This window comes from Burkholderia aenigmatica, assembly GCF_048627025.1.
Lineage (GTDB): Bacteria > Pseudomonadota > Gammaproteobacteria > Burkholderiales > Burkholderiaceae > Burkholderia > Burkholderia aenigmatica.
Genome location: NZ_CP184469.1, coordinates 1,746,215 through 1,760,983, shown reverse-complemented (window position 1 = coordinate 1,760,983; position 14,769 = coordinate 1,746,215). Strand labels below are relative to the sequence as shown.

Sequence of the window (14,769 nt, the reverse complement as noted above, 5' to 3'; positions counted from 1 at the left end):
GGCCGCGGTCAGGAGACGATCGGCGGCAGCGACAGATTCGGGTTGTCGCCGGCCGCCGGCGCCTTGTGCAGCGGCGACGTGCCGTCGGCCGGATAGTAGGTCGCCGACCACCGGAACGTCGGGCCGTAGGTTCCCGACGGCGGCAGGTAGGCCCACCACGCATCGCCGCTGTTGCGGTCGAAGGCGATGGTCTGTTCGTTCTCCCGTTTCGCATCGCTGCCGGTCCACAAGGTCGCTTCCACGCGGACGTAGCGCCCCCAGGAGACCGATTGGGCGGACACCTGGACCGTCGCGATCCTGATCTCCGGCCCCGCGGGCGTCATCTCGAATGGCGACCGGGTTGGCACGATCGGCTTCGTCTTGCCGCCGCCCTCGGGCGTTGCCATACCCGAGAAAAATAGCGCGACCCGCTCCGGGTCGACCGCGGCGACACGCGTTTCCCAGGTGGGTGCGCTCGGGGTGAGGCTGATCGGCAGCAAGGCGGTCTGGAGCTGCCAGCCGGAACCGACTTCCCGCGTCTGGACCGACGTGAGCGTGATCGCGCCGTAGAGCGGCGGCGTGGTCATCATGCCGGGCGCGAAGACACGCACGAGCCGCGTGCTGAGTGGATAGGGCACCTCGAAGCGGCCCTGCGGCACCGCCTCGCCCACGAGATTCGTCGACCCGCTGGACAGCGCATAGGTCAGGCCGGCGACCAGCGGCTGCGCACGATCGTAGTCCTGGCCGGGGCGCAGCAACAACGACCGCTGCACGCGCGACAGCTCGGCGGTCTTGGGTTGGCTGTCGTACTGCCAGGACAGCGTCACGGTCTGGACCACGTCGAAGTCGATCTCGTCGCTGGCCAGCAGGATGCGGCCGACATCGTCGAGTACGATCGATTGCGCGCCGTCGCTCGAGCGGGCGGGCGCCGTCCACGCCGGCGTGCCGTCGGTATAGGTGACCGTCCAGTCGTAGACGAACCACGTCTGTTTCGGCGGTGCGAATGGCAGCGAAAGCGTGACGCTCGGCTGCGTCTTGCCGAGTGTGGCAGTCCTGACCACGCCGTCGTAGCCGGTCACGCGTAGCGCGACGGCGGCGACCGCGAACGCGTCGAAATCGGCCGCGACGATCGAGAAGCTGACCTCGGCCGGCGGCGCGGGGATGACGGCGACCCCCTGCGTGGCGACCCCCGCGCCGGAGCGCCGGGTGCCGTCCGTCATCGTGTAGTCCGCGGTCCATTCGACGATGCCGGGACCGGGCAACGCGAAGCACCACGCATACGGCCGCTCGCTGGAGAACGTGTGGGACTTCCCGCCGACGGTGACCCGAACCGAGGAGACGGCGCTCCAGTCGAGCGTGTCGAGCAGCGCCATGACGGAGACGGGCTCGACCGGTCCGCCGATGGTGGCCTCGGTGCCGGTGAAGGCGACCGGGGGGCGCACGACCTGTTCGCTGGCCTCGTAATCGAGCACCGAGGAATAGAACGCCTGCCCGGTGTCGGCCGCGGTCGCGTCGACCTGCCACGTGCGCTGTGGCGTGTCGGCGTCGAGGACGAGCGTCGTTTGCCGGTAGGCGTCGTTGACCGGATCCTTGAACTCGAGCAGCAGCGTCGCACGCCGCGGGGCGGGAGGTGACGCGGAGCCGGATTCGGTCGCCAGCTTGACGGTGTAGGTGAGGGTCGTCATGGTCGTGCGTCTCGGTCGGTCAGGATGGCGGTCAGGCCAGGTCGGTCTCGTCGGCCTCGTCGGTCTCGGCGAGGTCGCGCGTCATGACGTCGCTTGCCGGCAGCCGTACCGAGTAGACCGGCTTCGTCCCGCCTTTCGCGTCGTGGGGCAGGGTCAGTATGTTGCTGTCGTAATTGCCCGCCGGGCCGGGGATGGCGCGTTCGCTCCCGATTTCGAAGTAGGTCAACGCGTAGTGGAATTCCGTCGTCGCATCGACTTCGCGCGAGAACGTGTAGTAGTAGGGCGACGGGAAGACCTGGGTGCCGTTCGAGAGGGTCACGGGCTTGAAGGTTTGGGAGTCGATGTCGGTCTTGCCGTATTTCGACATGCGGTACACATCGATCGTGACCTGGACATACGCTTTCCAGTCGACCAGTGACGGATCGACGGTCACGGTGAACGGCAATTCGACCGGGAACAGGTTCAACGCGAATGTCGGCTGGTTGCCGTAACGCACCTTGCGGACCGGCGCGGATTTGCGCGTGTTGTTCCGGTCGCGGTAATAGACCCATCCGTCGACCTGAACGGTCGAGGTGCTTCGCTTGACAGCCAGATATTCCCAGGTGCTGGTGTAGTAGTCTTCGATCTTCAACTGGGTGAAGTTGTGCGTCTGGTGGTCCGGGCTGTCCGGCTGGTCCGTGTAGTCGGTCGACAGCGAGATGCCGGTGATGGCCGGCAGCGCGATACTGCCTCCCGGGATCGTGTCGTTCATGACGGTGACCGTGAAGTCGGCGGGGCCGATCATGCTGTAGACGGTCAGGGTCTTGCTGTTCACCACCGGGTACACCGACTGCGGCTGGTTGACGATGATGTTGCCGTTCGTCAGCACGTAGGTGACGGCGTAGGTATAGGCCGCGCCGCTCGGCTGATAGCTGTGGCTCCTGAATTGCACGGCCTCGTCGTTCTTGATGACCTTGCGTTGATCGACGTACAGCTTGCCGTCGGTGGTCGGCAGGTACGTGAAGTCGATCAGCACGAAGTCGACCTCGTTGCCCGGGTTTTCCGACGCGAACGCGATATTCGAGCAGATGAACTCGGCTTGCTGATAGCCGAGGTTGGTGTTGGAGATCTGAAGCTGGTCGCTGCTGCTCTTGAGTTTCGGCGACGTGAAGGCATCGCCGCTTTCGGGCTCGACCTGGTACCAGTACGTGTATTCCGAAACGAATTTCTTGCCGGCGTCGAAGAAACCGTTGGAATGGTAGGACCACGTATTGGCAGTGGTGGCCGTGAATGCGTTGGATTCCGGCTGCGCTTTGCCCGGATAATCGATGGTCAAGGTGACCTTCTTGATGCCCGCGCTCTTCAGGTCGGCCGACATCGTCACGGACACGTCCAGCGTCCGGTTGTCGACCGTCTTGTCCAGCCGGCTCCAGACGTCCTTGTCGAAGGTCGGCAGGAAGCCCTGCGGCATGATCGTCCAGTCGATGACCTCGTTTTCCTCGTAGATGCGCTGGAACGAGCCGATGGAGTTGATGCTGAAATCGTTGGCTGCGCTCGCACCGAGGCGGCGCGCGACGTCGTCCGCGGCTGCCTGGACCAGCCCCTCGAGCGTCGTGAACGCCCAGTCGTGGACGCGTTGCCGGAACTCGTCCGACGGCGTGACCGACCAATCGAGGGTGACCTTGCCGGAATCCGACTTCTGCATGTATTCACGGATCGTCGTGCGCCGCCCGGTCTCGCTGCCCCAGACGTTGCGGTCGATCTGGACGGTCTTCTGGTAGCTGGCGGCGATCGCGCAGTCGTAGGTCACGGTGGCCTTGACGGCCGGCAATTTGCTCAGCGTCGTGGCGACGTACTGGATCGACCAGGTCGACAGGCCGACGCCCGTGTCGAAGATGTCGCGGATCGTCTTGACGTCGGCGGCGGTTTTCAGGTCGATGATGAACGTCGCCGCGTTGCTGCCGAAATTGGACGGCGTCACGTTGATCTGCGTGTCCGGCTGGCCGGACGGGAGCGTCAGCGTCAGGAAAGCCTGGGCGTCGTTCCACGTGAACTGGCCGAATTCGATGCCCTGGCCCAAGGCGTTCTTCACGGCCTGGTAGGCCTCCTGGTCGATCACGAGCTCGGCCGTGAACGTCACCGTGCCGGCCGAGCCGCTGTTCGTCCTGAACTCGGTCAGCGAGAAAGCGGGGAGGGTGATGCCGTCGACGGTCTGGGTGGCCAGCTGGGGCTTCGGCACGATATACCAGAGATTGGTGTTATTGAAATCGCGATAGACAGTGACACTCTTCTTGTCGTTGTCGTACTTGATGACTCGGGAGTCCTGAATATTGATCATTTCCATCTCCGGTTGAGAACGTGCGGTGCGTTATATCGAGTCAGGCAGGGATTCGCGCGCGGTGTGGCGCGAATCCCCGCCTTGGATCGGAGGCCGGGTTAAGGCGCCGATTTTCTGAATTGCCCTGTTCCGGACAGGTACCGGGTTGATGCGCCAAGCTCGCGGATCCTTCGGGGCGATCGAGCGGGGTGCGTCGGCGCGCCGAATGTACAGGTGGAAATTAGGCAGTCTGGAGGGGCGGTTCAATTACACCCGATTACGCCTGGGGCGGCGGCGTGAAATCGATCGGCGGACAGGCGCGGCGCGCGGGCCGGAGGCGGGCGGCCGCGGCCGGGAAAACTTGATCGGTGAAAGCCCTGAAGCGCCGTGAATTGTTTCCCGGCTATAGTGGGTGCGCTGGCGGCAGGCGCGGGGTCTGTTACCGATGCCGGCCAAGGAACGACTGTAGACGGGTGCTGTATGAAAAATAAAATCGAAAAGACTGCCGGACCGATCTGGGGTGTGGCTGCAGGATTGCTTCTTGCTGTCGCTGGATTGAGTCTCGGTATATTCCCGAAGTCCCTGCACAGCTCGGGAAGCGCGAACGACTTCATGGCATCCGGTGTCGCGATGCTGGGGATTTTCCTGGTCGTCTATTCCACGCACGAATTGCGAAGAAGGCGTTCGCACTGAGCGCTCTCGCACCGCTGATCCACGCAGGATGATCTGAGCCGGCCGCCGGCTCATGCATGCGCTCGTCCGTAGTGCGTTACGCCTTGCGGATCTCGTGTTGATAAACGAGTTCGACGATTCGCTTCGTCGGAATGCTTGCGCGCAATCCGTCGACGCTGTCGATCGGAAACCACTTGCATTTCTCGATCTCGTTGTTCGCTTGCGGCGTCTGGTCCGGGGCGACTTCCGCGAAGAACACGTGATGGATCTTGGCGAGCCCGGTGAACTGCATCGAGTACACGAGTTGCTGGCCGGTCATGCCGGTTTCTTCGCACAACTCGCGATGTGCGGCTTCGAGCGGCGTTTCCCCGCGCTTGATCGTGCCGCCGGGAAGGGCCCAGCGCGATGCCGCACGGGCGACGAGCAGGACGTGTTCGCCGCGGTAGCAGACGATGGTCGCGCGTTCCTTGACCGGGACGGCGCTCGTTTCGGGGGCGGTGTTGGGGACGGGGGCTTGGGGCATGCCGTGATTCTAACCAGCAAGAATCGATCGGCCAAGGCGACCTGACCGGGTTTGACCTTTGATCGCCGCCGGCACGCGGCCGATTGCCCGGAGACACGTCGAACGTGCTGGGTGGGGGCGGGACACATCGCATGGTCCGGCCGGGCCGGACGCCCTTGCGAGGGTTGGGGGTATGCCGCTTCGCATCGCCGCGGTACGTTACGATCGCCGGACTGTCCGTACGCGCTTTCTCTGCGAGCAAGCCTCGCATGGAGCCCGATACGGCGCGCTCAAACGCGGCCGCCGGTAACGCATGGGTCGCGCAACCATCGGGAAACCCGCCATGAGGATCATGATTGTCGGCGCCAGCAGAGGGCTGGGCCGTGCGCTCGTTGAAGGCGTCTGCGGCGCCGGCGACACTGTTATCGGCGTATCGCGCAGGCGTCCGGACGCAATGACGTTGCCGCCGGGTGTCGAGCTGCGGTGGATCGAGGCCGACATGGCGTCGCCTGCCGAAGCCGCCGCGCACATCGCGCAGGCCGCGCCGTCCGCGTTCGATGTGCTGATCTGCAACGTGGGAATCTGGGAGGCGACAGCCTTCACGGGCAGCTACGCATTCCTGGACGAACCGGACGATGCGATCGTCGATCTGGTGAACGTCAACATCACGGCCACGCTGCTGCTGCTCAAGCGCCTGGTGCCGCGCTTGCTGCAATCACGCAAGCCTCAAGTCATCCTGACCGGTTCCACGTCCGCGCTTCGGCAAAGCGGGCGGCCGGAAGTCGCGTTCGGCGCGTCGAAGTTCGCACTGAACGGCGTGGCCGATGCGTTGCGCGAAGGATTCAGAGGGAGCCGGCTGGCCGTCACGTGCCTGCAACTCGGCAACCTGAATACCGACGATGCGTTGTCCGTTCCGATCGAAGAGGCCGCGGCGCGCGGCGATGGCGGGCTGGTGCCGGTTCACGACGTGGTGGCTGTCGTGCGTACGCTGCTGCATTTGTCCGATGCCGCGTTCGTACGGGAACTGGTGATGCCGGCGATAGCGGACGAGCGGTTTTGAGGGTGACGCGGCGCGGCACGCAAGCGGTGCGACGGGTGGCGTGACCGGAATCGGCCGGTTGGCGATGCGTTGATCGCGCAGCCTGCACCGGGAGTCGCGGGTGCCGACTGGCACGACACGCGGTGCGGCCCGTCAGGCGCACCGCGCGTCGCGCGGTTCATCTGCTTACTTCTTTTCCGGCAGGAACCAGTTCATCACGAGCGCGCAGATGCCGCCCGTTGCCACACCCGATTCCAGCACGTTCTTCAGCGCGTGCGGCAGGCTGTTGAGGATGTCCGGCACCTGCGACACGCCGAGGCCGAGCGCGAGCGACACCGCGATGATCAGCAGTGCGCGACGATCGAGATGGACGCCCGAGAGGATGTTGATGCCCGATGCGGCCACCGCGCCGAACATCACCATCGCCGCGCCGCCGAGCACGGGCTCCGGCACGGCCTGCAGCACGCCGGCGACGACCGGGAACAGGCCGAGCACCACGAGCATCCCCGCGATCCAGATGCCGACGTAGCGGCTCGCGACGCCGGTGATCTGGATCACGCCGTTGTTCTGCGCGAACACGGAGCTCGGGAACGTATTGAACACGCCGGCCAGCAGCGAGTTCGCGCCGTTGACGAGCACGCCGCCCTTGATCCGTTGCATCCACACCGGGCCTTCGACCGGCTCGTTCGAGATCTTGCTGGTGGCCGTGACGTCGCCGATCGCTTCGAGCGACGTGACGAGGTAGATGATCAGCATCGGCACGAACAGCGACCACGAGAAGCCGATGCCGAAGTGCAGCGGCGTCGGGACCTGGAACAGCGCGGCCTGGTGCATGCCGGTGAAGTCGAGGCGGCCGAGGAACGCGGCCGCGAGATAGCCGATGACGAGCGCGATGACCAGCGCGGTGCTGCGCACCCACACGATCGGCACGCGGTTCAGCAGGATGATCGTGCCGAGCACGAGGCCCGATAGCGTCAGGTTCTCCGCGCTCGCGAACGTGCCCTTGGCCATCGCGCCATAGCCGCCGCCCATGCTGATGAGGCCGACCTTGATCAGCGTGAGGCCGATCAGCAGCACGACGATGCCGGTGACGAGCGGCGTGATCAGGCGCTTCACGAACGGCAGGATGCGCGACACGCCCATCTCGACGAACGACCCGGCAATCACGACGCCGAAGATCGCGGCCATCACGGTTTCGACCGGCGTGCCTTGCTTGACCATCAGGCTGCCGCCGGCGATCAGCGGGCCGACGAAGTTGAAGCTGGTGCCCTGGACGATCAGCAGGCCGGCGCCCAGCGGGCCGAAGCGCTTGCACTGGACGAAGGTGGCGATGCCGGAAATCACCAGCGACATCGACACGATAAGGGTCGTATCCCGGCTGGACACGCCGAGCGCCTGACAGATCAGCAGGCCGGGCGTGACGATCGGCACGATGATCGCCAGCAGGTGCTGCAGCGCGGCGACGAAGGCGACCATCGGCGCCGGCCGGTCGTTCGGGCCGTAGACGAGGTCGCGGGCCGAATCGGCGGCATCGGCGCCGTGAGCGGCGGGTTGGGCGGGGGAGGCGGGTTGCATGGCGAGCGGGCCGGACAAGGTGGAAAGTGCGGCATTTTAGCCGAACGGCCCGCCGCCGCCGCCGGGGGCGCTGCAATAGCGGGGATTCGACGAATCGGGAAAACGGTGGCGGATCGGCACCCGGGCGGCGGTGAACGCGTCGCCCGTCCGTCAGCGGGCCTGCCGTGACGCGGGCGCGGTCGGGGTGGCGGTCGGGGCGGTGGTCGCCCGGAACCCGGGCAGCTCGGGAATCCGCCGCTCCATGAACTGCAGGAACGTGCGGGTCCGGAGCGGCAGATAGCGGCGCGACGCATAGACGAGGTGCAGCGCATGCGGCGGCACCATGTCCCACTTCGGCAGCAACCGGACGAGCTGCCCGCTGTCGATCAGGTCCTGAACGAGCCACGCGGGCCCGCTGCCTACCGCGTTTCCCGCCAGGAAGCACTCCCGCAGCGCCATCGAGCTGTTCACGCGATACCGGCCGTGTACCGGAACGACGACCTGCTCGTCGCCGCGGGCGAAGGTCAGTTCGTTGCCGATGTCCGCGCGTGCGTAGCCGACATATTCGTGCCTGGCCAGGTCTTCCGGCCGGCGGAGCTTCGGCGCCTGCGACACGTACCCCGGCGTGGCGACCAGCAGGCGCGGCGACGACGCGATGTGGCGCGCCACGGCATCCGGCGGCAGCAGGTGGCCGAGGCGAATGGCGACATCGACGCCTTCTTCGACCAGGTCGATCACGCGGTCGGTCAATTGCAGCTCGACCTCGATCTCCGGCCACGCGGCGAGGAATTCGAGCACGAGCGCGTTCAGCCTCAGCTCGCCCAGCCCGAGCGGCACGTTGACGACCAGCTTGCCGACCGGCCGCACCGTTTGCCCGCGCACCTCGGCGACCGCGCTCGCGTATTCGTCGATCACGCGCTTGCAGCGATCGTAGAACCGGCGCCCTTCGTCGGTGGGCGCGAGGCTCGTGGTCGAGCGTTCGAGCAGGCGAACGCCCAGTTCCTGTTCGAACGCGGCGACGATCTTGCTGATCGTCGGCTGGCCGGTGCCTTCCTCGCGCGCGACCGCCGAGAAATTGCCGAGTTCGATCGCGCGGACGAACACGCGCATGGCTCGCAGCGAATCCATCTTATTCCTTTATGGCATGAACCTTATTCAAGTCTCCCACGTTCCTGTGCAATAGAGAATGACCTAACGTTCGCGAACCTTCAATCCCTGATGAGGAGTCGACATGAACGAGGCAACGCAATTTTCGGCGCTGGACGGTGCGCACGTGGTGGTATTCGGCGGGGGCTCCGGAATCGGCCTCGCGGCGGCGGCCGCCGCGAAGGCGAACGGCGCGAGCGTCACGCTGGTCGGCCGGACCCGCGCGAAGCTCGAGGCTGCCGCGCAGGCGATCGGCGGCGCGCGCATCGCGGTGGCCGACATCGCGGACCGGCATGCGGTGCAGGCCGTCTTCGACACGATCGCGCGCGTCGATCACCTGGTCATTACCGCCGGCCGCTTCATTGCCGGCAAGCTGAACGAGACCGATCCCGATCACCTGCTCGCCGCGCTGCAGGAGCGGATCGCCGGGCCGGTCTACGCGATCCGGGCCGCGTTGCCGCTGATGCCCGCCACCGGCTCGATCGTGCTGACCGGCGGGCAACTGTCGGATCGTCCGGCCGCGCACGGCACGTCCGTCATTGCCGCCGCCGTGCGCGGCGTCGAGGCGCTGGCGCAGTCGCTTGCGCTCGAATTGAAGCCGATTCGCGTGAACGTCGTCGCGCCCGGCTTCGTCGAAACGCCGCTGTATGACGCGTTCGGCACGGAAGCGCGCGACACGATCCTCGCGGGCGCGGCATCGGCGCTGCCCGGCGGCCGTGTGGGGCGTGCCGATGAAGTGGGGGAAGCAATTGCGTTCCTGCTCGGCAACGGCTTCATGAATGGGGAGATCCTGCACATCGACGGCGGTGGCAGGCTCGTTTGAGCTGTGCGTCGGCTTGCGGTGCGCGTGTCGGTGTGGCGGGCCAGGCGGATCCGGCGCGCGCGATGGTGCTGGTTGCGCCCGGCTGGGTCCGCTCGACGCTGGGCGGGCCCGGTGCGTGCCTGACGATCGGGGAAAGCGTGCCGGGCCTGATCGATAGGCTGATCGCAAAGCATGTGCGCCCGGCGCTCAAATATCTCGACTAGCTGGGGAGGACGGTGCCGCGGTAGTCGTCGTATCGGTGCATCGCACGGTTGGCGCCCCATCGCGATCTGCCGCACCGCGAAAGGCGAGGGCGGGATGCGCCACGTTTTCGTGGTGCGGTGGCGTCGCTGCGAACGCCGTGCCGATTCAATACAATGCGACGACAAGCCAGCGACACGGCGTTGCGCCGTCGCGTTCGAATCCCTCCGGTTCGCCGCGCATTGCGTGTGCCGTCCGCGTGACGGCCCCCAGTCGAACACGGAGCGCAACATGAACGAGCCTTACCTGCAAGTCATCGCGCATTACCACGCAAAACCCGGCAACGCCGACCGCGTGATCGAATTGCTCGCGCAACTCGCGCCCGCGACGCGCGCCGAGCCGAAGAATCTCGACTACGCGTATTTCCGGTCGCCGGAAGACCCCGACCACATCGTGATCCTCGAACGCTACCGCGACGCGGACGGCCTCGACGTGCATCGGGAAACGCCGCATTTCCAGCAGATCGCGATCGGCGCGATCATTCCGTTGCTCGATCGCCGCGACGTGTCGCGCTACATGGTGCAGCCGGACACCGGCACGGCGACGCCACCGGGAGGCACCCGATGAACCCGTTTCAATTTCGTACCGTTCCGACGCAGGTCGTCGAATTCGGCGCCGCGCGCCGGCTCGGCGCGTTGTTGCGCGAACGCTTTCCGGCGCTCGTGCGGCTGTGCGTCGTCACCGATGCGTTCCTGCATCGCAGCGGCGTGCTCGCGCCCGCGCTGGAGAGCCTCGCCGCGCACGGCTGGCAAGTCACCGTGATCGACGACGTGATCGCCGATCCGCCCGAGCACGTCGTGCTCGAAGCGACCGAGCGGGCCGTCGCGGCCGATGCCGAGATCGTGCTCGGCCTGGGCGGCGGATCGTCGATGGACGTCGCGAAGCTGATCGCGGTGCTCGCGCCGGGGCAGCAGGCGCTGGCCGACATGTACGGTGTCGACAAGGTCACGAGCGCGCGGCTGCCGCTCGTGCAGATGCCGACGACGGCCGGCACGGGCTCCGAGGTGACGGCCGTGTCGATCGTCACGGTCGGCGAGGCGCGCAAGATGGGCGTCGTGTCGCCGCACCTATTCGCGGACGTCGCGATCCTCGATGCCGAACTGACGCTCGGCCTGCCGCGTGCCGCCACGGCCGCGACGGGGATCGACGCGATGGTGCATGCGATCGAGGCGTACACGTCCGCGCGGCTGAAGAACCCGGTGTCCGACATGCTGGCCGTGCACGCGCTGACGCTGCTGTCGCGCAACCTGCTCGCGGCGTGCGACGACGGCGGCAACCGCGACGCGCGCGAGGCGATGCTGGTCGGTGCGATGTTCGCGGGGCAGGCGTTCGCGAATGCGCCGGTCGCGGCCGTGCATGCGCTGGCCTATCCGGTCGGCGGAATCTTCCATGTGCCGCACGGGCTGTCGAATGCGCTCGTGCTGCCGCACGTGCTGCGTTTCAACGCGCCGGCTGCCGCGCCGCTGTATGCGGAGCTCGCGGCGATCGTCGCGCCGTCGGCGACGGGCAGCGATGAAGCGCGCACGCACGCGCTGATCGCCGAGATCGACCGGCTGATCGTCGCGACGGGCATTCCGCGCACGCTGCGCGAGGTCGGCATCGGGGAGCGTGACCTGCCGAGGATGGCGTCGGACGCGATGCTGCAGACGCGCCTGCTCGTGAACAATCCGCGCGAGGTGACGGAGGCCGACGCGCTGGAGATTTACCGGCAGGCGTGGTGACGCGGCGGTGTTTCGACGGCAGGCAGGCGACGGCACATTGTCGTTTGCATGCCGCACTGCGTTACTTCAGGTCGCGATCCTTGCAGGTCGGCTCGAGGTCGCCATCGAAGTATTGATAAAGGTGTACGAGCAACTTGCCGTTGCCGACCTTGCGTCCGAGATAATGCGTGCCCTCCGTCGACGTGCAGGTCGAGAACGCGAGCGGCAGGCCGCCGTCGAGTACGGCTTCCGGGTGGGCACCCTGACGCACGAAGCGAGCGGTGCCGACGACGCCGAAGCCGCTCGCGTCCGCCGGCACGGACTTCGGCAGCGACAGTGCATACGCGGCGATCGTCCGGCCTTCGCTCCGGTCGTCGTGCAGGTTGTCGTATATCTGATTGGCCGGCTTGCTCGCCGGCCCGGTAATCGTGGCGCAGCAGTGCGCGATACCCTTGTCGTCGTCCGGCAGGATCTGCAGCGATGTGCCGGCCGTCAGGTGCGCGTTCGGCGTGTAGTAGACACCGAACGCGACGACGCCGACCTGCTGCGCATGTGACGCAACGGAGACGGAGAGGGCGGCGGCGGTCAGCAGCGGACGGAGCGAACGGATCGGCATGATGGCGGCGATGATACACGCCGACCGCGCGATCGGCGAGGCGGTGCATTCACGATGCGCGCGCCGGTTGCCGCACGGGCCATGCCGCCACCGGCCGGGTTACGCGCGTGATGCGTCGGCGCCGGCTGCCACGACGTACGCCGACGCCTGCTTCGTGCCGTCCGGCAGGGTTTGCAGATAGACACCCTGGATTTCCGGCTCGAAACCCGGCAGCGCGTTGATCCCGGCTTCGAGCGCGCGGAAGTAGTCGAGCGCCGGGCCGCCCCATACTTCGCCGGGCACCACGCAGAAGATGCCGGGCGGGTAGGGCAGCGCGCCTTCGGTCGCGATCCGGCCTTCGATGCGATCGAGCGTGACGAGCTCGACGTTGTTGCGGATCAGCTCGGCATTCGCGGCCTGCGGCGACATCGCCTGCTTCGGGAATTGCGCGCGCCGGAACATCAGCTTCTGCAGATGCTTCATGTCGTGGCTGCGGTAGAAGTCGTGCATCCGCTGGCACAGTTGCCGCAGGCGCATGTTGCCGTACAGCTCCGGATACGCTTCGCACAGCGACGGAATCGCTTCGCGCAGCGGCGTGTCCTGGTCGAGATGCCGTTCGAACTGCGCGAGGTGCGCGACCAGATGCTGCAGCTTGCCGAAGCTTTCCGACGGCGTGAGCAGGAACAGGATCGTGTACAGGTCGGCCTTCTCGGGCACGACGCCGTGCTCGCGCAGGTAGCGCGCCAGGATCGGCGCCGGCGCGCCGAACGACGCATATTCGTGCGTGTCGGGATCGATGCCGGGTGTCGTCAGCAGCAGCTTGCACGGATCGACGAAATACTGGTCGTCCGCATAGCCTTCGAAGCCGTGCCACGTATCGGTCGGGTGGAAGCGGAAGAAGCGCAGGTCGTCGACGATCTGCTCGGTCGGGTAATCGGCCCACGGGCGGCCGTCGATCTGTTGCGGAACGAACGGGCGAATCTGGCGGCAGGTCTTCATCAGCAGCTTGCGCGCATCGACGCCGTGCGCGACGCAGTCGCGCCACAGGCGCTTGCCGGCCGGGCCCGCATGCATCTGCGCGTTCACGTCGAGCGCCGCGAACATCGGGTAGAACGGGCTCGTCGACGCGTGGATCATGTACGCGTTGTTGAAGCGCCGGTGATCGCAGAAGCGCTTCTGGCCTTCGATGTGGCTGTCCTTCTTGTGGATCTGCGACGTCTGCGAGAAACCGGCCTGCTGCTTGTGCACCGACTGCGTGACGAAGATGCCGGGATCGTCGGGGCCGAGCGTGAGCATCAGCGGCGAGCAGTCCTGCATCATCGGGATGAACTGCTCGTAGCCGACCCACGCCGAATCGAACAGGATGTAGTCGCACAGGTGCCCGATCCGGTCGACGATCTCGCGCGCGTTGTAGATCGTGCCGTCGTAGGTGCCGAGCTGGATCACCGCGAGCCGGAACGGGCGCGGCCGGTCGGCGCGCTCCGGCGCGACGTCGCGGATCGCGTCGCGAATGCGGGCTTCGTCGAGCGCCGCGCTGTCGACGCCGCCGATGAGGCCCCATGCGTTGCGCGCGGTTTCGAGGTAGACCGGCCGCGCGCCCGACAGCACCAGCGCGCCGAGGTGTACCGACTTGTGGTTGTTGCGGTCGAACAGCACGAGATCGTCGGGGGCGAGCAGCGCGCTCGTGACGACCTTGTTCGACGTCGACGTGCCGTTCAGCACGAAGTAGGTCTTGTCCGCGTTGTAGATCCGCGCGGCATTGCGCTGCGCTTCCAGCGCGGGGCCTTCGTGGATCAGCAGGTCGCCGAGCCGGACGTCGGCGTTGCAGAGGTCGGCGCGAAAGATCGTTTCGCCGAAGAAGTCGAAGAACATCCGGCCCAGCGGGTGATTCGAGAAGAACTGGCCGCCCTGGTGGCCCGGGCAGTCGAACTCGACGTAGCCGCGCTGCACGTATTCGCGCATCACCTTGAAGAACGGCGGCAGCAGGTTTTCGCTGTAGATGTCGGCGGCGGCGGAGATCTGCCGGCCGTAGTAGTGGCGGCCGCCGTGGCGGAGCTGGATCACGCCGCTCGCGCTCGGCAGGATCGACGGCGGCACTTCCTGGTCGGGCTCGACTGCAATGAAGAATGGAATCGCGAACCCGGTTCTTTCGACGGTTTTAAGCACCTGTTGCGCCGATTCGATTCCGACGACGATTGCCGCGATATTCGTGAAATCGGTCTGAAATACATCGACCTGTTCATGCGTGGTGAGGAAGGCGCCAATCAGCGCCGGCTCGACTGCGATTTTCAACAGGCTCACGCGAACTCTCCCGTAAATGTGCGGATGCGGGAGCCGCATTCGCACGGCTGCGTAATCTGCGTAATCCGATACGCGCTGCAGCCGATTGAAATGCTCCCGCGGAATGCTGAATGCCGATGGGCGCGCCGCACGAAGAAGCCTTGTCCGGCGAGGCACAGCCGCCATCGGTCAATGCACGGCGCAGCCGATCGTAGCAACAAAACCACGCAAATTCAATCGACCGGAATCGACAATCTC

13 protein-coding genes are annotated in these 14,769 nt (G+C 66.3%); 6 read left to right on the top strand and 7 right to left on the bottom strand.

The genetic code is table 11. The features are described 5' to 3' along the window. Positions 1-8: 8 nt before the first annotated feature. Together ACN8ZM_RS24890 and ACN8ZM_RS24885 are read right to left on the bottom strand one after the other, a co-directional pair. Positions 9-1,664 carry a hypothetical protein gene (locus tag ACN8ZM_RS24890; protein ID WP_420211039.1) on the bottom strand — a complete coding sequence of 552 codons (1,656 nt, stop codon included), beginning with the start codon at positions 1,662-1,664 and terminating at the stop codon, positions 9-11. Positions 1,665-1,695: 31 nt separating this feature from the next. Further along, a complete protein-coding gene (locus ACN8ZM_RS24885) occupies positions 1,696-3,981 on the bottom strand; it encodes a hypothetical protein (protein ID WP_420211038.1) in 2,286 nt (761 codons plus the stop codon). A gap of 459 nt (positions 3,982-4,440) precedes the next feature. On the opposite strand from ACN8ZM_RS24885, the gene ACN8ZM_RS24880 reads away from it, so the two are divergent. Continuing rightward, positions 4,441-4,653: a hypothetical protein gene (locus ACN8ZM_RS24880; protein ID WP_089453321.1), complete on the top strand. Its 213-nt coding sequence runs from the start codon at positions 4,441-4,443 to the stop codon at positions 4,651-4,653. Positions 4,654-4,729: 76 nt separating this feature from the next. Here ACN8ZM_RS24880 and ACN8ZM_RS24875 read toward each other — a convergent pair whose 3' ends face one another. Next, positions 4,730-5,155 (bottom strand): NUDIX hydrolase, encoded by a 426-nt coding sequence (locus tag ACN8ZM_RS24875; protein WP_420211037.1) that lies wholly within the window; start codon positions 5,153-5,155, stop codon positions 4,730-4,732. Between the two features lie 322 nt (positions 5,156-5,477). On the opposite strand from ACN8ZM_RS24875, the gene ACN8ZM_RS24870 reads away from it, so the two are divergent. Beyond that, positions 5,478-6,194 (top strand): SDR family NAD(P)-dependent oxidoreductase, encoded by a 717-nt coding sequence (locus ACN8ZM_RS24870; RefSeq protein WP_420211036.1) that lies wholly within the window; start codon positions 5,478-5,480, stop codon positions 6,192-6,194. 165 nt (positions 6,195-6,359) lie between these two features. On the opposite strand, the gene ACN8ZM_RS24865 is transcribed toward ACN8ZM_RS24870, so the two are convergent. Together ACN8ZM_RS24865 and ACN8ZM_RS24860 are read right to left on the bottom strand one after the other, a co-directional pair. Next, positions 6,360-7,748 (bottom strand): nucleobase:cation symporter-2 family protein, encoded by a 1,389-nt coding sequence (locus ACN8ZM_RS24865; protein WP_043179494.1) that lies wholly within the window; start codon positions 7,746-7,748, stop codon positions 6,360-6,362. Positions 7,749-7,898: 150 nt separating this feature from the next. Then, positions 7,899-8,855, bottom strand: coding sequence for a LysR family transcriptional regulator (locus ACN8ZM_RS24860; protein ID WP_043179491.1), 957 nt, complete (start codon positions 8,853-8,855; stop codon positions 7,899-7,901). A 103-nt stretch (positions 8,856-8,958) separates the two neighbouring features. On the opposite strand from ACN8ZM_RS24860, the gene ACN8ZM_RS24855 reads away from it, so the two are divergent. The 4 genes from ACN8ZM_RS24855 (at position 8,959) to ACN8ZM_RS24840 (ending at position 11,657) form a co-directional block, all read left to right on the top strand. After that, positions 8,959-9,696 carry an SDR family oxidoreductase gene (locus tag ACN8ZM_RS24855; RefSeq protein WP_420211035.1) on the top strand — a complete coding sequence of 246 codons (738 nt, stop codon included), beginning with the start codon at positions 8,959-8,961 and terminating at the stop codon, positions 9,694-9,696. Positions 9,697-9,728: 32 nt separating this feature from the next. Beyond that, on the top strand, positions 9,729-9,899 hold the full coding sequence (locus ACN8ZM_RS24850) for a hypothetical protein (protein ID WP_420211034.1): 171 nt from the start codon (positions 9,729-9,731) through the stop codon (positions 9,897-9,899). A gap of 268 nt (positions 9,900-10,167) precedes the next feature. Then, positions 10,168-10,503 (top strand): putative quinol monooxygenase, encoded by a 336-nt coding sequence (locus ACN8ZM_RS24845; protein ID WP_089453312.1) that lies wholly within the window; start codon positions 10,168-10,170, stop codon positions 10,501-10,503. Next, positions 10,500-11,657, top strand: a complete 1,158-nt coding sequence (locus ACN8ZM_RS24840) for an iron-containing alcohol dehydrogenase (protein ID WP_420211033.1) — start codon at positions 10,500-10,502, stop codon at positions 11,655-11,657. Before ACN8ZM_RS24845 ends, ACN8ZM_RS24840 begins: the two co-directional genes overlap by 4 nt. Positions 11,658-11,718: 61 nt before the next feature. Here ACN8ZM_RS24840 and ACN8ZM_RS24835 read toward each other — a convergent pair whose 3' ends face one another. Together ACN8ZM_RS24835 and ACN8ZM_RS24830 are read right to left on the bottom strand one after the other, a co-directional pair. After that, positions 11,719-12,252 (bottom strand): hypothetical protein, encoded by a 534-nt coding sequence (locus ACN8ZM_RS24835; protein ID WP_043179470.1) that lies wholly within the window; start codon positions 12,250-12,252, stop codon positions 11,719-11,721. Between the two features lie 99 nt (positions 12,253-12,351). Next, complete coding sequence (locus tag ACN8ZM_RS24830; RefSeq protein WP_420211032.1) at positions 12,352-14,532, bottom strand: ornithine decarboxylase; 2,181 nt, start codon at positions 14,530-14,532, stop codon at positions 12,352-12,354. Positions 14,533-14,769: the final 237 nt, after the last annotated feature.